At 47.3% G+C, this 16,778-nt stretch carries 17 protein-coding genes; 8 read left to right on the top strand and 9 right to left on the bottom strand.

Annotation, left to right across the window (positions count from 1 at the left end):
- Window positions 1–70: 70 nt before the first annotated feature.
- From MKX71_RS02255 to MKX71_RS02240, 4 genes are all read right to left on the bottom strand, one after another.
- A complete protein-coding gene (locus tag MKX71_RS02255) occupies window positions 71–1,192 on the bottom strand; it encodes a mannitol-1-phosphate 5-dehydrogenase (protein ID WP_327842225.1) in 1,122 nt (373 codons plus the stop codon).
- Between the two features lies 1 nt (window position 1,193).
- Entirely contained in the window at window positions 1,194–1,625 is a 432-nt protein-coding gene (locus tag MKX71_RS02250) for a PTS sugar transporter subunit IIA (protein WP_003234440.1), read from the bottom strand.
- A 24-nt stretch (window positions 1,626–1,649) separates the two neighbouring features.
- A complete protein-coding gene (locus MKX71_RS02245; RefSeq protein WP_339231691.1) occupies window positions 1,650–3,086 on the bottom strand; it encodes a PTS mannitol transporter subunit IICB in 1,437 nt (478 codons plus the stop codon).
- 172 nt (window positions 3,087–3,258) lie between these two features.
- Window positions 3,259–3,612 (bottom strand): hypothetical protein, encoded by a 354-nt coding sequence (locus MKX71_RS02240; RefSeq protein ID WP_017696160.1) that lies wholly within the window; start codon window positions 3,610–3,612, stop codon window positions 3,259–3,261.
- Window positions 3,613–3,776: 164 nt separating this feature from the next.
- Here MKX71_RS02240 and ycnK point away from each other — a divergent pair, with 164 nt between their 5' ends.
- The 3 genes from ycnK to MKX71_RS02225 are packed head-to-tail and all read left to right on the top strand — an operon-like array spanning window position 3,777 to window position 6,636.
- On the top strand, window positions 3,777–4,349 hold the full coding sequence (ycnK, locus tag MKX71_RS02235; RefSeq protein ID WP_339231690.1) for a copper uptake transcriptional regulator YcnK: 573 nt from the start codon (window positions 3,777–3,779) through the stop codon (window positions 4,347–4,349).
- A 34-nt stretch (window positions 4,350–4,383) separates the two neighbouring features.
- Window positions 4,384–6,009, top strand: coding sequence for a copper transporter YcnJ (gene ycnJ / locus MKX71_RS02230; RefSeq protein WP_339232029.1), 1,626 nt, complete (start codon window positions 4,384–4,386; stop codon window positions 6,007–6,009).
- Window positions 6,010–6,021: 12 nt separating this feature from the next.
- A complete protein-coding gene (locus MKX71_RS02225) occupies window positions 6,022–6,636 on the top strand; it encodes a DUF1775 domain-containing protein (RefSeq protein ID WP_144500876.1) in 615 nt (204 codons plus the stop codon).
- 43 nt (window positions 6,637–6,679) lie between these two features.
- On the opposite strand, the gene gdh is transcribed toward MKX71_RS02225, so the two are convergent.
- The 4 genes from gdh to gabT all read right to left on the bottom strand — a co-directional run bounded on the left by gdh (window position 6,680) and on the right by gabT (window position 11,238).
- Window positions 6,680–7,465, bottom strand: coding sequence for a glucose 1-dehydrogenase (gene gdh / locus MKX71_RS02220; RefSeq protein WP_003246720.1), 786 nt, complete (start codon window positions 7,463–7,465; stop codon window positions 6,680–6,682).
- Window positions 7,466–7,484: 19 nt separating this feature from the next.
- Entirely contained in the window at window positions 7,485–8,348 is an 864-nt protein-coding gene (gene glcU / locus MKX71_RS02215; protein WP_003234455.1) for a glucose uptake protein GlcU, read from the bottom strand.
- 122 nt (window positions 8,349–8,470) lie between these two features.
- Entirely contained in the window at window positions 8,471–9,859 is a 1,389-nt protein-coding gene (gene gabD / locus MKX71_RS02210; protein WP_003246615.1) for a succinate-semialdehyde dehydrogenase, read from the bottom strand.
- 68 nt (window positions 9,860–9,927) lie between these two features.
- A complete protein-coding gene (gene gabT, locus MKX71_RS02205; protein WP_003234459.1) occupies window positions 9,928–11,238 on the bottom strand; it encodes a 4-aminobutyrate--2-oxoglutarate transaminase in 1,311 nt (436 codons plus the stop codon).
- A 106-nt stretch (window positions 11,239–11,344) separates the two neighbouring features.
- Between gabT and gabR the strand changes: the two genes are divergently transcribed.
- Complete coding sequence (gabR, locus tag MKX71_RS02200; RefSeq protein WP_212059771.1) at window positions 11,345–12,784, top strand: PLP-dependent aminotransferase family protein; 1,440 nt, start codon at window positions 11,345–11,347, stop codon at window positions 12,782–12,784.
- Between the two features lies 1 nt (window position 12,785).
- Here gabR and MKX71_RS02195 read toward each other — a convergent pair whose 3' ends face one another.
- The gene (locus MKX71_RS02195; RefSeq protein WP_003234476.1) at window positions 12,786–13,100 is read right to left on the bottom strand and encodes a metalloregulator ArsR/SmtB family transcription factor; all 315 of its coding nucleotides are present in this window, start codon (window positions 13,098–13,100) and stop codon (window positions 12,786–12,788) included.
- 139 nt (window positions 13,101–13,239) lie between these two features.
- Here MKX71_RS02195 and MKX71_RS02190 point away from each other — a divergent pair, with 139 nt between their 5' ends.
- The 4 genes from MKX71_RS02190 (at window position 13,240) to MKX71_RS02175 (ending at window position 16,773) form a co-directional block, all read left to right on the top strand.
- Window positions 13,240–13,527 (top strand): putative quinol monooxygenase, encoded by a 288-nt coding sequence (locus MKX71_RS02190; protein ID WP_003234477.1) that lies wholly within the window; start codon window positions 13,240–13,242, stop codon window positions 13,525–13,527.
- 16 nt (window positions 13,528–13,543) lie between these two features.
- Window positions 13,544–14,293, top strand: coding sequence for an oxygen-insensitive NADPH nitroreductase (gene nfsA, locus MKX71_RS02185; RefSeq protein ID WP_014475811.1), 750 nt, complete (start codon window positions 13,544–13,546; stop codon window positions 14,291–14,293).
- Window positions 14,294–14,456: 163 nt separating this feature from the next.
- Window positions 14,457–15,335 (top strand): helix-turn-helix domain-containing protein, encoded by an 879-nt coding sequence (locus MKX71_RS02180; protein ID WP_339231688.1) that lies wholly within the window; start codon window positions 14,457–14,459, stop codon window positions 15,333–15,335.
- A gap of 19 nt (window positions 15,336–15,354) precedes the next feature.
- On the top strand, window positions 15,355–16,773 hold the full coding sequence (locus MKX71_RS02175; RefSeq protein ID WP_014478836.1) for an MDR family MFS transporter: 1,419 nt from the start codon (window positions 15,355–15,357) through the stop codon (window positions 16,771–16,773).
- Window positions 16,774–16,778 lie beyond the last annotated feature (5 nt).

Here is a 16,778-nt window from a genome sequence, read left to right as displayed (position 1 = left end):
AAGCGCTTTCTATTATACTAGATTGCGAGATAGTAAAAAAAGCCCGTGACATTGTGTCACGGGTGATCGGTTATTGATTAAGTTTCTTTAAAATGATGGCGTGCAACGGTTCATGGGACTGAATGCCGCACACCTCTTGAAGTACGCCGCTGTATCCTTTTTCTTCGATCAGCGCTTGCAGTTCAACCGCTTCAGGGTCACCAGTGAAATCGAAGCGCAGTGCTGCGGCAATTCCTTCCGCCAGTGCATTCGGTTCTTTTATTTTCTTTGCCGGGCCTACAAGTCTATCATTTTCTCCCAGTTTTCTGAGAGGTGACCTCGCTACGCGGGTCACATCGTCCGAAATGAAAGGATTTTCAAAGCGACCGATGATTTTTTTGATATATTGCTCGTGTTCAGTTTGCTTAAAGCCATACAATTTGACGAGATAGTCACCAGTTTCAAGCAGCGCCGAATGAACAACACGGCGGATTTCCGGATGATCGATTGCTTCTTTGACCGTCTTGAGTCCGCGCTGATAGCCGACATACGCTGTCACCGCGTGTCCGGTATTGACCGTAAACAGCTTCCGTTCGATGTACGGCGTTAAATCATCAACAAACAGTGCGCCGTTTATGACTGGTGTTTTCCCTTTAAAGCCTGATTCATCAATGACCCATTCGAAAAATGGTTCAACCGATACTTTCAGCGGGTCTTCATGATGCTGAATCGGGACGATCCGGTCAACGGCAGAATTCGGAAAACCTACCGTTTCACTGACGGATTTCTGCTCTGCTTCCGTTAAATGGCTGTATATCTCTTTCTTTAAGAAGCTGCTTCCGCCAATCATATTTTCGCAGGCAATGATATTCAGTGTGTTTCCAGCGTTTCTCCGTCTTAAACCTTCTGCGATAGACGGAGCAATCAGTTTCAGCACGTTCGGGCCGACAGCTGTTGTGATGAGCGCCGCCTCATTCATCAGCCGGTACAGCTCCTCGGTCTGACTGCCGCTGTTAATAGCGCTCACCGGGCCAATGATCTCCGATGAACGTCCCTCTTCTGCCAGTTCTACTGTGTATTCTTTTTTTTCGTTGAGGAGGCTGACCATCGTGTCGTTTACATCCGCAAACACCACATCATAGCCGGAGTGATGAAGCAGCGCGCCGATAAACCCTCTCCCAATATTCCCCGCACCGAAATGTAAGGCGATCATGTCAGTTCACCTCGTTGAAAATGGCGATCAAATCTTCTTCGCTTTTAGCGGAGATCAGGCGTTCAATGTTTTCTTCTTCTGAACAGATAATGGCGATGTTAGACAAAATGTCTAAATGCTCATTATTTTTACCCGCAATGCCGAATACCACTTTTGCCGTGTTGCCTTCTCCGTACTCAACACCATCTGGAATCTGTATAATTGAAATTCCGGAATGAAGCACCTCGCTTTTCGCTTCTTCTGTGCCGTGTGGAATGGCAATGAAATTCCCCATAAACGTAGAAGACGTTTCTTCACGTTCAAACATTTTGCTAATGTAATCCTCTGTCACGTAGCCGTTGTCAATCAGCGTCTGGCCTGCCAATTTGATGGCCTCTTCTTTTGATGATACCGTTTGATTGAGTTTAATATTTTCCTTTGCGAGTACTTGCATGAGTATCACTCTCTTTCTATAAGATTACTTTTTCAGCTTTTCAATCAGCTCGTCGTATTTCGGGCTGTTTAAGAAGTTATCCACTGATATGTGCGTCGCGTTCGGCAGCTTTGCTTTCGCGCGGTCTGTTAAATCTTTGTGGGTGATGACAATATCCGCATCGCTTGGCAGATTGTTAATGGCCGTGTTGGTCACACTGATGTCAAGCTCCGCTTTTTTCACTTTGTTTCTTAAGATGGATGCCCCCATGGCACTTGATCCCATTCCCGCATCACACGCAAAGATAATTTTGTTCACGCTTTCAGGAGACAGCTCAGACGCTTCTTCTGCTTTGGCTTGTTCCGCCTCTAAAGCAGCTGCTGCTTGGCTTTTCTTCCCCTTCATGGACTGCATTTTTTCTGTTGCGGCAGCCAGGTCTTCTTCACTAGCTTTAGAGGATTTCAGGATCACTGCTGAAACGATGAACGATACAGCTGCAGCGACCAATACACCCGCCAATACGCCTAAATAGCCTCCTCTTGGCGTCATTGCCATCAATGCGATAATGCTTCCCGGTGACGCTGCCGCGACAAGTCCGGCATTAAAGATCGTAAACGTTAAGAGTCCGCTTGCTCCGCCGGCAATGGCTGCGAGAATCAGGGCCGGTTTCATCAGAATGTACGGGAAGTAAATCTCGTGAATCCCTCCGAAGAAATGGATGATCGCCGCACCGGGAGCCGTTGATTTTGAAGATCCTTTGCCAAAGAACATGTAGGCCAGCAAAATGCCGAGCCCCGGTCCAGGGTTTGCTTCTACTAAAAACAGAATTGATTTTCCTGTTTGAGATGCTTGCTCGATTCCGATCGGGCTTAAGATTCCATGGTTTATGGCGTTGTTAAGGAACAACACTTTCGCCGGTTCTACAAAAACACTGGCTACCGGCAGTAAATTAGCGTGTACAATGACTTCCACACCAGCCGCCAGCAATTTATTTAGCGTCAAGACAACCGGGCCGATGGCGTAAAACGCGAGAATCGTTAAAGCCGCGCCGACAATCCCTGCCGTAAAGTTGTTGATCAGCATTTCAAAGCCTTGCTTGACTTTATCCTTGAATAATTTATCAGTCTGTTTAATGAGGTATCCGCCAAGCGGACCCATAATCATTGCGCCTAAAAACATTGGAATATCCGATCCTACAATCACCCCAATTGCCGCTGTCGCTCCGACAACTCCGCCGCGGTGGTCGTAGATCATTTTTCCGCCTGTATACGCTATCAAAAGCGGCAATAAATACGTAATCATCGGGCTGACCAGCGTGTTCAGCTGTTCATTCGGAAACCATCCTGCCGGAATAAACAGCGCGGTAATGATACCCCACGCGATAAATGCGCCGATATTCGGCATGATCATTCCGCTCAAATAACTCCCAAAGCGTTGCACTTTCACTTTCATGCCGCCTTGCTGCTGTTCTTGCTGCTGCATATATAAACCCTCCCTGTTTTGTTTGTCGCTGTAAGATACAAAAATATGTTCAGAGAATGATGCTTCCCTTTGACTCTATGTTAAAACGCTTACAGTCCCTATACAATTGAAAGTAAAGAGGACTTTGGCACATGACTGTGACAATTTTTTAAAAATAAAAAGGCTCCTGGTTTCAGGAGCCTTTTCTCTTTCCTCTATAAATGATGTTGCCATTTTGAATCACGTACTTTGCAATCATCCGCTCACTCACAATAAAAACGGGATACGCGCACACAAGCGCAAATACAGCCATCGGCACGTGCTGTACAGCTGGCAGCACTGAGCCTGCCGCATTGCGGAGGAGCAGCAAAAGATAAATAAGCAGCACAATGGCCGCTAATGATACCAGCATAATCGGAGCTGATACTTTATATTCATAAAGCCGTTCCCGGCAGTGGCCGCAGCGAAATTGACAAGGCACATTTGATGATCTGACCATGTCGCCTGTCAAAGGTTTGCCGCAGTTCGGGCATGGTGTTTCTTTCATAGGGTATTCCTCACTTTCTATTCCATCTGTCTATTATACCAGAGTCTCTTCTGTTTCGTTTTGTTGCTGTTCAACATATTTTCACATTTTTTATCATCAGCTTACTTGTCTCTGTCTCTAAAATCCTCTACGCTTAAATAGATCTTAATAAAGAGGGTGTATGAATGCTTCCGATTAATAGACAGCAACACATACTGAAGTGGCTGAAAGAAGAAGGCGCGCTCAGAATTTCTGACATCAGCGCAAGGTTTGGCGTTTCGGAAATGACGGTATACAGAGATGTCAATCAGCTGGTTCAGTCAAATCAAGTCATTAAAACGGCCGGCGGCATCACGCTCCCCGCCCGAACACCTCACACGGATCATATGTGCAGCTATTGCTTGAAGCCCGTCAATCAAGCTCATTCGGTTCAGCTGATTACGGTAAACCAAGACATTGAACAGCTATGCTGCGCACATTGCGCATTTTTGCGTTACGCGGATAAAACGGAAGAGGTTTCACACTTGATTTGCAGAGATTTTCTGTTACAGACAACCGTCAGTGCCGGTTCGGCTTATTTCGTCGTAAATGCTGAATTAAACCTGCACTGCTGCCAGCCGCAGGCCATTCCGTTTGCGACACTTGACCATGCCGAACGATTTCAAAAAGGATTCGGCGGAGCCGTCCGCACTTTCGACCAAGCGCTGGAAGATATGCTTCAAGACCGAAAGAAACGCTGCACCTGCACCAAGAAATAACACAACACATACAGCGGAAGGTGGTGTCTGAGTGATGAAGCGAAACAGATGGTGGATCATCCTTCTGCTTTTTCTTGTTTTCCTGCCGAAAACAAGCTTTGCTCACGCCTATATTGTCAAATCTTCACCTGGGGAAAACAGCGAATTAAAAAGCGCCCCTGCGCAGGTGGAAATCGAATTTAATGAACCGGTTGAAGAAGGGTTTCATTACATTAAAGTCTATAATTCAAACGGCGACCGTGTGGATACGGACAAGACTGAAATCAAAAAAGATAATCATCACATCATGACAGTGAAGCTGAAGAAGAATCTGCCTAAAGATGTGTACAGAGCGGAATGGAATGCCGTATCCGCGGATGGACATCCTGTTTCCGGCGTCATTCCGTTCAGTATCGGGAAAGCGGATGGCGGATTCAGCAGCCAAAAAGCAGCCGATTCAGCGCTGAATCCGGGAACAGCAGCAGATCGCGCGATTCTGTATACAGCCTTATCTCTGTTTATCGGAACGGTTTTCTTCCATCTTTTCTGGTATAAAGGGAAATCAGAACAGCTCGTCAAACGGACGAGACGTATCCTGACCGGCTCGATCGCAGCACTGGGTCTGGCGCTTTTGCTTCAGCTTCCGATTCAGACAAAAGCGAACGCAGGCGGCGGCTGGGGCAGCGCATTCCAGCCGGGCTACATCAGAGAAACACTGTTTGAGACAGCAGGCGGCTCCATTTGGATCATACAGGCTGCGCTGTTCGTGCTGCTCGCACTGTCTGTCATCCCTGCGATACGGAAAAACCGCTTTTCATCCTTTGGCTATTGGACAGCGCCGCTCATTTTCTTTTTCGGTCTCCTGCTCGCCAAGGCGTTTACCGGGCATGCTGCTGTCGTTGAAGAAAAAACGGTCGGCATTTTGATGGATTTTCTTCATTTAACTTCCGCTTCCATCTGGGTTGGCGGAATAGCGGCACTCGTTTTGCTGCTCTCAAAAGAATGGAGGCAGCCTGACAAAACGCTCGCGTGGGAGACGGTCAGACGGTTCTCCCCATGGGCGCTCACTGCAGTCGGCGTCATTTTGTTTTCAGGCTTGCTCAATGGATTTTTCATCATTCGTTCAATGGATTCACTGTTCCATACAGCGTACGGCCAAGCTCTTTTAGTGAAAAGCGGGCTGTTTGTTTTCATGCTGGTCTTAGGTGCGATTCATTTTCTGCTTACCAGAAAGCAGCGCCGCACAGGAATCAGCCGAACGTTGAAAGCGGAGTGGGCAATCGGCATCGCTGTATTGATCACAGCGGCCGTGTTTACAAGCCTGCCAAGCCCGTCTGAGCCGGCGCCGGAACCGTTCTACCAAACCAAAGCGATTGAGAACGGACAAAGCGTTTCTCTCAGCATCAGCCCAAACCAGCCCGGAAAAAATGTTTTTGAGCTGCGTGTCACCGACCATAACGGAGATCCCGTGAAAAACATCCAGCAAATCACGTTAACCGTTTATAAAACAGGCCTGTCAGGCAGCGAAAACAAAAGCACCTTTACATTAAAAGAAAAAACAAAAGGCGTCTTCCAAGATCAAAACCTGTCGATTAATGAAAAAGGAAACTGGAAGATCAAAGTCCACGGCCTGACCGGCGACTTTAACGAAATCAATATCATGTTTACAAAGACCAATTAAGGAGTGTTTACGTTGTTGAAAAAAATCGCATTGACACTATCTCCGGCTATTGTCGGCTCCCTCTTATTCTTTACGGCCCCTGCCAGCGCGCACGTTTCTGTAAAACCGGCTGAGTCTGCTGCAGGCTCTTGGGAAACGTATACAATGAAGGTCCCTTCTGAGAAAAATCTGCCGACAACGAAGGTTGTCCTCAAAATGCCGAAGGATGTTGAATTCCAGCAATATGAGCCAATTCCGGGCTGGAAGGTTTCCACTCAAAAACATGATGACAAATCAGTGTCCGTGACGTGGGAAGCGACTGACGGTGGCATTCAGGAAGGCCAGTTCCAGCAGTTTACCTTTGTTGCCAAAAACCCTGACAAAGCGGAGGAAGCTGCTTGGGACGCATACCAATATTACAAAGACGGCAGCATTGTTGAGTGGACAGGTGACGAGGATGCCGATACACCTCATTCCATTACAAACATCACGTCTGCAAAACAAGTGACAGATGAGCACGGCGCCACGAAAACAGAAGACGATTCCGAAAACTCAGGTTCTTCAGCTCTAGACATTACAGCGATTGTGCTGTCTGCGGCTGCCATTATTTTATCTGTAGCAGCACTTGTTAAGAAAAAGCGTGCGTAATAAAAAAGCGATCCAGATGTGATGTCTGGGTCGCTTTTTTTGTTTAACCGCGTCCTGCCTGGAATGAAGGATATTGTGTCATACCACCGTCCGCGAATAACGTGATGCCTGTGACGTAGCTGGCTTCCTTCGAAGCAAGCCAGGCTGCTACTGCGGCGATCTCCTCCGGTTCGCCGATATATCCCATTGGAATCATGCTTTCTACATCAGCTTTCTGTTTAGGGTCAGCGAATTTTTCAGCATTGATTGGCGTGTTGATCGCACCTGGCCCAATATTATTGACGCGAATGCCCTTCGGCGCGTATTCCAACGCTAATGTTTCTGTCATCAGCTTTATCCCGCCTTTACTTGCCGCATAGTGGACAAATAACGGCCAAGGAATCACTTCGTGCACACTGGACATGTTAATGACATTTCCCTTGATATCGTTTTCTACGAAATATTTAATCGCTTCACGGCTTCCTAAAAAGGCACCCGTTAAGTTCGTGCCGATGACTTTATCCCAATCCTTGAGCGGCATTTCGTGAGATGGTACAGGATTTTCAAGACCGGCATTATTAATCATAATATCGAGTGTGCCGAACTCCTTAATTGCCGTTTGCACGATATTTTTTACATCTTCCTCTTTCGTGACATCTCCTTGGACGACAACAGCTTCACCGCCCGCCTTGATGACCTCTTCTTTTACCTCGTTTGGATCTTGTTTATTACTATAATAGTTGATAACCACTTTTGCCTGCTCCTTGCCGAAGCGAATGGCCATCGCCTTTCCGAGCCCTGAAGCAGCTCCTGTAATAGCGACGACTTTTCCTTTTAAATCCGGATACATATACATCCTCCTCCATTTGTTATGAATTTGTTTTGGCGATTCCTAAGAATACGGCGGCGGCAATAATCAGGATAATCCCGATCGCAATTGCTATTAGCTGGCGTTTCGTTTTCTTTTCACGCAGGATGAAAATACCGCCGAGCGTAGAAATGACAATTCCCATTTGTGAAAGGGAAAAGCTCGTTGCAACGCCGACTCGCGGCTGAGAAATAAACAAAAACATATTTCCGCCTGCCCAGATTAACCCTGGGAGAATATTTCTGATCGCATACTTGTTAAAGGGTTTGTGTCTATAGGTTAAAACTAACCCCCCGACCACCATACCAATTGCCTGTGGCAGCAACGCGGACCAGCCGGACACATTGAATAATCTAGCCACTACTACATAAACCAAATAACCAAGAGTCGAAACAAGGAGAATCAAAATGCCCTTTTTCAAATTGCTTGGCTCGCCCTCTTTTTTATCATTCTTATCTTCCAAGGACGTGAGAATGATTCCCACAATGATAAAGATCAAAGCGAGAACGCCAAGCGTAATCGCAATCGGTGTTGACCATTCGCGGAACACGATCACACCGAACAGCGAGGTGGAAACGAGCTGCATTCCTGTGGAAATCGGCATTGTTTTCGACACGCCCATCAATTGAATGCTTTTCAGCTGGTTGGCCTGTCCAAGTGACCAAAATAAGCCGGATACGATTCCAACAATAAAAATGCGAAGGGACAGAACGGGCTGAACAAAAAAGTAAATAACGATAGAAACAATGAGTGCCCCGATCGTCGTTCCCAGTGTCTGGCTGTACGGCCCGCCGCCTAATTTCACATTGAAGAGAACAATGCTCCCCCAAAACAAAGCCGGGAGAAGAGCCAATAATAAATCCATTGTTGGGGAACCTTCTTTCAAAATGTATTTGCTGTTATTTTGGCTGGAATTGTTGTGATTATTCGCCGGAACACAAAAAGAGCTGCCGGAAAATCCGGCAGCTCTCATGAGCGTGCATTCTTTTATAAACCGATGGACAAATATTTTGTTTCAAGGTACGGCTCGATACCTTCTGAACCGCCTTCACGGCCAATGCCGCTTTCTTTCATTCCGCCGAATGGCGCTTGAACCGCTGACGGTCCGCCGTCATTCCAGCCGATAATGCCATACTCTAGATTCTCGGAAATATAGATGCCGCGGCGGTAGTTTTCTGTGAAGAAGTAAGCAGCCAAGCCATACGGTGTATCGTTGGCAAGCTGAATCGCTTCATCAATATCAGAAAACGTGACGATCGGGGCGACCGGGCCGAATGTTTCCTCATGCATGATGTTCATGGACGTATCGACATCGGTGAGCACTGTCGGATTCACAAAGTAGCACCCTTTGTCATCGTTTCGGTCATATGTGCCCCCAGCAATCACTTTCGCGCCTTTTTCAACCGCATCATCAATTTGGCTGACGATTTTTTCGAAGCCTCGTTTGTTAATGATCGGGCCGACATTGACGCCTTCCTCAAGTCCATTTCCGACTTTCAGCTTAGACACTTGCTCGCTCAGTTTCGCAGCAAATTCATCTTTAATGGATTCATGAACGATCAGGCGGTTGGCACATACGCAGGTTTGGCCGGCGTTTCGGTATTTGGACGCCATCGCCTGTTCAACGGCAAGGTCAATGTCCGCATCTTCATCTACGATCAGCGGGGCATGTCCGCCGAGTTCCATTGAGACGTGCTTCACGGTGTCCGCGCTGTTTTTCATAAGGATTTTCCCTACAGGTGTTGAGCCTGTGAAGGTGATTTTGCGGATTTTCGGACTGCTTGTGAACACATTTCCGATTTCTTCTCCATCGCCGATTACAACCTGAAGAACATCCTTCGGAATGCCCGCTTCATATGCGAGGCGCGCCAGTTCATAAGCAGACAGCGGTGTGTCCGGCGCCGGCTTGATGATAAATGTACAGCCGGCGGCAAGAGCAGGCGCCGCTTTGCGTGTAATCATCGCATTCGGAAAATTCCAGGGCGTGATAGCTGCAACGGGGCCGACCGGCTGGCGTGTGACAACAATTCGTTTACCCGTTGTCGGGGCCGGGACCGTTCTTCCGTACACACGCTTCGCTTCCTCTGCGAACCATTCGATATAGCCTGCGCCGTAAAGTACCTCGCCGACTGCTTCCTGGTATGGTTTTCCGTTTTCCTTTGTAATTAAATCTGCAAGCTCTTCTTTATGTTCAACAATCAGCTCATACCATTTTTTCAAAAGAGACGTTCTTTCGTTCGCTGATGTTTTAGACCACGTTTTAAACGCTTGATGTGAACGTTCAATGGCTTCTTCTACCTCTGTGGCTGATTGCTGAGGAATCGTTTTGATCTCCTCGCCCGTAGCCGGGTTGTAGACCGTTAATTGATCTGGCATATTGAACATTCCTTTCTTTTCATGATTACTTAAAATGATAGCAGACCCGGCCATTTTCTTTCCAATGATTAAGCTCGCAGGCCCGCCTCCAAGATGCTGAGCCCTTCATTTAATAGGCTGTCTGAGATGACGAGCGGTGTCAAAAAGCGGATGATATTACCGTTAATTCCCGCTGTCAGCAAAAGTAATCCGTTTTGATTCGCATAGGCCGCGATCGCTGCTGCTTTTGTCTTATCAGGCTCACGCGTGTCAGGATCCTTGACGATTTCGATTGCGGCCATCGCCCCGAGTCTGCGGATGTCACCGATGAACGGGAATTCTTGTTTCCACTCATACGCCTTGTCTTCAATGATTTTGCCAATTTCTTCAGATCGCTCATTCAGTCCTTCTTCTTCGATAATATCCAAGACTGCCAAAGCCGCCGCGCAGCCGAGCGGGCTGCCGGCATACGTGCCGCCCAGCTCCCCTGGCGCTGCCGCATCAAGCATTTCCGCACGCCCGATCACACCGCTTAATGGCAGGCCTGCCGCAAGCGATTTAGAAACCGTGATCAGATCGGGCACTACATCAAAGTGCTCAATTGCGAAATAAGTGCCAGTTCTGGCAAAGCCGGTTTGGATTTCATCAGCAACAAAAACAATGCCGTGTTCTTTGCAGAATGAAGCGACGTGCTGTACGAACCGTTTCGAAGGAATAATAAATCCGCCTTCTCCCTGCACTGGCTCCATCACGACACACGCCACCGTTTCAGGCGCCACTGAAGCGATAAAGAAATCATTGAATGCTTGAATGACCATATCGTCATAGCTTTCATCACTCATGCCGGCCGGCTTCTGATAATAATAAGGGAACGGCGCTTGATAAACCTCTGGCGCAAAAGGCCCGAAACCGAATTTATAAGGTTTTACCTTGCTTGTCATGCTCATCGTCATATTCGTGCGCCCGTGAAACCCGCGTGTAAACGAGACAACGCCTTGGCGCTTTGTATACTTTCTGGCGATTTTCACAGCGTTTTCGACCGCTTCTGCCCCTGAGTTAAGAAAAATCGCTTTTTTCTCATGGCTGCCCGGCGCGATGCCGCACAGTTTTTCTGCTAATTCGATATAAGTCGGGTACATCATGACATTAAAACCAGGATGAATCAGCTCCTCCGCCTGCCGCTTCACAGCCTCAACCACCTTCGGATGCGAGTGTCCGACATTTAACGTGCCGATGGCGCCTGCAAAATCAATAAATCTCCGGCCATCCAGATCGTACAGCTCGGCCCCTTCTCCTTTGACCGCCAGACTGCGGTTGCCGTTGCTCACACCTTTTGACACAAATTGATCCCGTTTTTGCTGCCATTGTGCAGTTGTGATGCTTGCTGTTGTTTGACTCATGTGAATATCCCCCTGTCGGTATTTTCTTATCATTCTGACTTCTCTTTGGTATGATGAAAAGTACCAATTATAACTTTTTGATGGTATCAGAAGGAGAAACTACAAAATGGATATCACGATTACACTCGATCGTTCAGAACAAGCCGATTATATCTATCAGCAAATTTATCAAAAGCTGAAAAAAGAAATCCTCAGCCGCAATCTGCTGCCTCACTCGAAGGTTCCCTCCAAGCGGGAGCTGGCTGAAAATCTCAAGGTCAGCGTAAATTCAGTGAATTCAGCCTATCAGCAGCTGCTGGCTGAAGGGTATTTGTACGCCATTGAACGAAAGGGTTTCTTCGTGGAGGAACTAGACATGTTTTCCGCCGAGGAGCACCCTCCATTTGCACTGCCGGATGATCTAAAAGAGATTCACATCGACCAGAGCGATTGGATATCGTTTTCACACATGAGTTCCGATACAGACCATTTTTCGATCAAAAGCTGGTTCCGCTGCGAGCAAAAAGCGGCCTCCCGCTCATACCGCACGCTCGGCGATATGTCACATCCGCAAGGGATATATGAAGTGAGAGCGGCCATTACCAGGCTCATTTCCCTGACGAGGGGTGTAAAATGCAGGCCAGAACAAATGATCATAGGGGCAGGCACACAGGTGCTCATGCAGCTGTTGACTGAGCTTTTACCCAAGGAAGCCGTGTATGCGATGGAGGAGCCTGGCTACAGGCGCATGTATCAGCTTTTGAAGAATGCCGGAAAACAAGTCAAGACGATCATGCTGGATGAAAAGGGCATGTCGATTGCTGAAATCACCAGACAGCAGCCAGATGTACTGGTGACCACCCCGTCACATCAGTTTCCGTCCGGAACGATTATGCCTGTATCCAGAAGAATTCAGCTGCTGAACTGGGTAGCCGAGGAGCCGCGCCGATATATCATTGAGGACGATTATGATAGTGAATTCACATATGATGTAGACAGTATTCCGGCGTTGCAAAGCCTCGACCGTTTTCAAAATGTCATCTATATGGGAACCTTTTCAAAGTCCCTTCTCCCCGGCTTGCGGATCAGCTATATGGTGTTGCCGCCTGAGCTGTTGAGGACATACAAACAGCGGGGCTATGATCTGCAGACTTGCTCATCACTTACACAGCTCACCCTGCAGGAATTTATCGAGTCTGGTGAATATCAGAAGCATATAAAAAAAATGAAGCAGCATTATAAAGAAAAGAGAGAACGCCTGATCACCGCTTTAGAAGCAGAGTTCAGCGGAGAGGTTACCGTAAAAGGGGCAAATGCGGGGCTGCATTTTGTTACCGAATTTGATACCAGGCGCACCGAACAAGACATCCTGTCACATGCTGCCGGGCTGCAGCTTGAAATATTCGGAATGAGCCGATTTAACTTGAAGGAAGACAAGCGGCAAACGGGCAGGCCAGCTCTCATTATCGGCTTTGCACGGCTGAAGGAAGAAGATATTCAGGAGGGTGTGCAGCGGCTTTTCAAAGCGGTTAACGGACATAAAAAAATCCCCGTTACAGGGGATTGATTCACCAGCGGTCCTGGTCTACATTCAGCACGGCTTCAAGCAGGCCCGGAAATGCCTTTTCAAGGTCTTCAGCGCGAAGCGAATAATACCGGCGCTTTCCTTCTATCCGAACTTGAGCGATGCCTGATTCTCTCAAAACTTTAAAATGATGCGACAAAGTCGATTTGGCAACCTGCACATCTGCACAGGTGCTGCACGTTTTTTCTTTTGCTTCAGCTAATTGCTTGACGAGCTCTAAACGAAGCGGATCACTAAGTGCATGAAGAACCTTTGTCAGCTGCAATGTTTCTGTTTCTGGATGGTTTGGAATGTTCATGACACAAATGTATCACACAACAATTAGAATGACAATTTTACTATATAAGGGTTTTTCCTTTACCTCATTTAGAATACATGTTACATTTAGTTCGATGAAATTCGAACAATAAATTCGCATAACAACGGAGGAGATTTAAATGATCGTATTACAAGCTTACATCAAAGTAAAACCAGAAAAACGCGAGGAATTTTTGAGCGAGGCTCAATCACTTGTTCAGCATTCAAGAGCTGAGGAAGGCAACGCGCAATACGACCTATTCGAAAAAGTAGGCGAAGAAAATACATTTGTCATGCTTGAAAAATGGAAAGATGAAGCGGCAATGAAATTCCATAACGAAACTGCGCATTTCCAAGGGTTTGTCGCAAAAGGAAAAGAACTGCTGAGCGCCCCTCTTGATGTTGTCCGCACAGAGCTTAGCGAGTAAAGAAAGGGTGTCCCATATGAATGAAGTGATTAAATCTTTAAAAGACCACCGCTCGATTCGCAGCTACACAGATGAGCCTGTAGCTCAGGAGCAATTGGACCAAATCATTGAAGCGGTGCAATCAGCCCCTTCTTCTATCAACGGACAGCAAGTGACTGTGATCACAGTCCAGGATAAAGAGCGCAAAAAGAAAATCTCCGAGCTGGCAGGCGGCCAGCCATGGATCGATCAAGCTCCTGTTTTCCTGCTGTTCTGCGCAGATTTCAACCGGGCCAAAATTGCGCTTGAAGATCTGCATGATTTCAAAATGGAAATCACAAATGGATTGGAATCTGTTCTTGTCGGCGCAGTAGACGCTGGTATTGCCCTCGGCACAGCAACAGCAGCGGCTGAGTCACTCGGACTTGGCACAGTTCCGATCGGTGCGGTTCGCGGAAACCCTCAAGAGCTGATCGAACTGCTTGAGCTTCCAAAATACGTGTTCCCTTTATCCGGCCTTGTCATTGGGCATCCTGCCGACCGTTCAGCGAAAAAACCGCGCTTGCCGCAGGAAGCTGTCAATCATCAGGAAACTTATTTGAATCAGGATGAGCTGACGTCTCACATTCAGGCATACGACGAACAGATGTCTGAATACATGAATAAACGGACAAACGGAAAAGAAACAAGAAATTGGTCACAGAGCATCGCTTCCTACTATGAGCGCCTGTACTATCCGCACATCCGTGAAATGCTTGAAAAACAAGGATTTAAAGTTGAAAAATAAGCTCTTATTCGGCCTGTCGGATTTTCCGGCAGGCCTTTCATTTACCCGGTTAAAATCCATTGACTTCTATTTTGTTTATTTGGTAAAATTTTTTCATAGTTACTCATTGGTTTTCTGTGAACCAATGGGTTTTCTAATGTTCAAGAAAGAAGGAAGCCATGAGATGCTTGATAAAAAAACAGATATCTTGTTAGCCGCGCGAAAGCTTTTATCGGAAAAGGATTTTACGTCGGTTTCCATGCAGGCGATCGCAGAAGAATGTAAGATGTCAAAAGCTTCGATATATAAGCTGTTCCAATCTAAAGAAGATCTGCTTTTGGAGCTGCTGTCATTTAACCAGAAGCAAATGGTGGCCGCAGCCTCAAGACTTCAGGAAAATACCGCACTTACACCGGAGGAGCGTTTGACGCAAAAGGTCAAAATGGAACTGGAGGGCTTCAGGCGGAATCAGCAGTTTTTCAATATGCTGACCTACGGAAACCCCAAGCTGCATAATGACCGGGTCAAACAGCATATCCATCAGACCAGATCGACGATTATCTGCTGGCACCGCGATTCGCTGATCCAGGCGTATGGAGAAACCATTCTCCCGTTTGTGTGGGATTTGGTTATCATTCTTCACGGCATGATGCGTGAGGTTTTAATGCTGATCAAAATCGAGGAAAAACCGCTTGAGCTTGACCCGATCGCAGAGTTTATCATCAGCACCCTCAATCAGATTATCAAAAACAGGGAAACCCGCCAGTCTCTTCTTCCGCCCGAAGCCATCGAGCTTTATATTCATTCAGCATCCTCCTACAAGCCAAAGGATAAATCAGTCCTATTATCGGAAAGCCTGAAGGAATTACATAAAGGCATCTCTTCCCTGTCCGCCGCGGACTATGACGTAAATGAACTGACATCCGCAGCCGCCATGCTGGAGGAAGAAGCGAAGAAGGAAGATCCCCGCGCTTTTTTACTCAAATCACTGATTGGCTATCTGGAACAAACCAGTGTTTTAACACAGCCCGTTTCCATGTTAAAAACACTGTTAATTACTTAGAGAAAAGAAGGGATATGTATTGAACACAAGTATTGAACAAAAACCTTTTAACCGTTCTGTCATTGTCGGCATTTTGTTAGCCGGAGCGTTTGTGGCGATTTTGAACCAGACATTGTTGATTACCGCACTTCCCCATATCATGAGGGATTTCAATGTCGATGCCAACCAAGCACAATGGCTGACAACATCATTTATGTTAACCAACGGGATTTTAATTCCGATTACCGCGTTTTTAATTGAGAAATTCACAAGCCGGGCGCTGCTCATCACAGCAATGAGCATTTTCACTGCCGGAACAGTCGTCGGAGCGTTCGCGCCGAACTTCCCGGTTCTGCTGACAGCGCGTATCATTCAAGCGGCCGGAGCCGGCATTATGATGCCGCTCATGCAGACTGTATTCCTGACAATCTTTCCGATTGAAAAGCGCGGCCAGGCTATGGGTATGGTCGGATTGGTCATCTCATTCGCGCCTGCGATCGGACCGACTCTTTCCGGATGGGCTGTCGAAGCTTTCTCTTGGAGATCATTGTTTTATATTATTCTTCCGTTTGCTGTGATTGATTTGATTCTTGCCAGCATCCTGATGAAAAACGTGACGACTTTAAGAAAAACACAGATTGATATTTTATCAGTCATCCTTTCAACATTTGGGTTCGGCGGCCTTCTGTACGGCTTCTCAAGCGTCGGCTCTTATGGCTGGTCCAGTTCAACCGTCTTGATTTCACTGCTGGTGGGTGTCATCGCGCTGCTCTTGTTTATCACAAGACAAATGAAGCTTGAAAAACCGATGCTGGAATTCCGCGTCTTCACGTTTGGCGTTTTCAGCTTAACAACACTGCTGGGAACCCTCGTCTTTGCATTATTGATCGGTACGGAAACCATCCTGCCGCTTTATACACAAAATGTCAGAGACGTCACAGCTTTTGATACAGGGCTTATGCTCCTTCCGGGAGCCGTTGTGATGGGCTTTATGTCACCGATTATCGGCAGAATTTTTGACCGTGTCGGCGGAAGAGGGCTGGCGATTGCCGGTTTCTGCATCATCTTCCTGACATCTCTGCCGTTTATGCAACTGACTGACCATACGTCACTCGCTTGGATTGTCGTTTTATACACCGTTCGTCTCTTAGGCACCGCCATGATCATGATGCCGGTGACAACAGCCGGAATCAACGCGCTGCCGCGCCACTTGATTCCGCACGGAACTGCGATGAACAACACGATTCGCCAAGTCGGCGGCTCGATCGGAACCGCACTATTGGTTTCCGTGATGAGCAACCAGGCGGCACATGCAGGCACGACAAATGTAAAGCACGCCGCCCTGCACGGCATGAACGCCGCTTTTATTGTGGCTGCCGTCATTGCACTTGTCGGCTTCCTTCTCTCATTCACATTAAAGAAACCCCAGCGCCCTGCCGAACAGCAGCCGGCACGCTGATTAAC

This window comes from Bacillus sp. FSL M8-0071 (genome assembly GCF_037975455.1).
Taxonomy (GTDB): domain Bacteria; phylum Bacillota; class Bacilli; order Bacillales; family Bacillaceae; genus Bacillus; species Bacillus subtilis.
This window is presented reverse-complemented; position numbering and strand designations above follow the sequence as displayed.

Coding starts and splice junctions, on each gene's coding strand:
- MKX71_RS02195 (WP_003234476.1), bottom strand. CDS start 13,100: ATGAACATTCCAAACCATCCAGAAACAGAAACATTGCAGCTGACAAAG.
- gdh (WP_003246720.1), bottom strand. CDS start 7,465: ATGTATCCGGATTTAAAAGGAAAAGTCGTCGCTATTACAGGAGCTGCT.
- MKX71_RS02180 (WP_339231688.1), top strand. CDS start 14,457: ATGCTTGATAAAAAAACAGATATCTTGTTAGCCGCGCGAAAGCTTTTA.
- nfsA (WP_014475811.1), top strand. CDS start 13,544: ATGAATGAAGTGATTAAATCTTTAAAAGACCACCGCTCGATTCGCAGC.
- gabD (WP_003246615.1), bottom strand. CDS start 9,859: ATGCCAGATCAATTAACGGTCTACAACCCGGCTACGGGCGAGGAGATC.
- gabT (WP_003234459.1), bottom strand. CDS start 11,238: ATGAGTCAAACAACAGCAAGCATCACAACTGCACAATGGCAGCAAAAA.
- MKX71_RS02250 (WP_003234440.1), bottom strand. CDS start 1,625: ATGCAAGTACTCGCAAAGGAAAATATTAAACTCAATCAAACGGTATCA.
- ycnK (WP_339231690.1), top strand. CDS start 3,777: ATGCTTCCGATTAATAGACAGCAACACATACTGAAGTGGCTGAAAGAA.
- MKX71_RS02240 (WP_017696160.1), bottom strand. CDS start 3,612: ATGAAAGAAACACCATGCCCGAACTGCGGCAAACCTTTGACAGGCGAC.
- MKX71_RS02190 (WP_003234477.1), top strand. CDS start 13,240: ATGATCGTATTACAAGCTTACATCAAAGTAAAACCAGAAAAACGCGAG.
- MKX71_RS02245 (WP_339231691.1), bottom strand. CDS start 3,086: ATGCAGCAGCAAGAACAGCAGCAAGGCGGCATGAAAGTGAAAGTGCAA.
- gabR (WP_212059771.1), top strand. CDS start 11,345: ATGGATATCACGATTACACTCGATCGTTCAGAACAAGCCGATTATATC.
- glcU (WP_003234455.1), bottom strand. CDS start 8,348: ATGGATTTATTATTGGCTCTTCTCCCGGCTTTGTTTTGGGGGAGCATT.
- ycnJ (WP_339232029.1), top strand. CDS start 4,384: ATGAAGCGAAACAGATGGTGGATCATCCTTCTGCTTTTTCTTGTTTTC.
- MKX71_RS02255 (WP_327842225.1), bottom strand. CDS start 1,192: ATGATCGCCTTACATTTCGGTGCGGGGAATATTGGGAGAGGGTTTATC.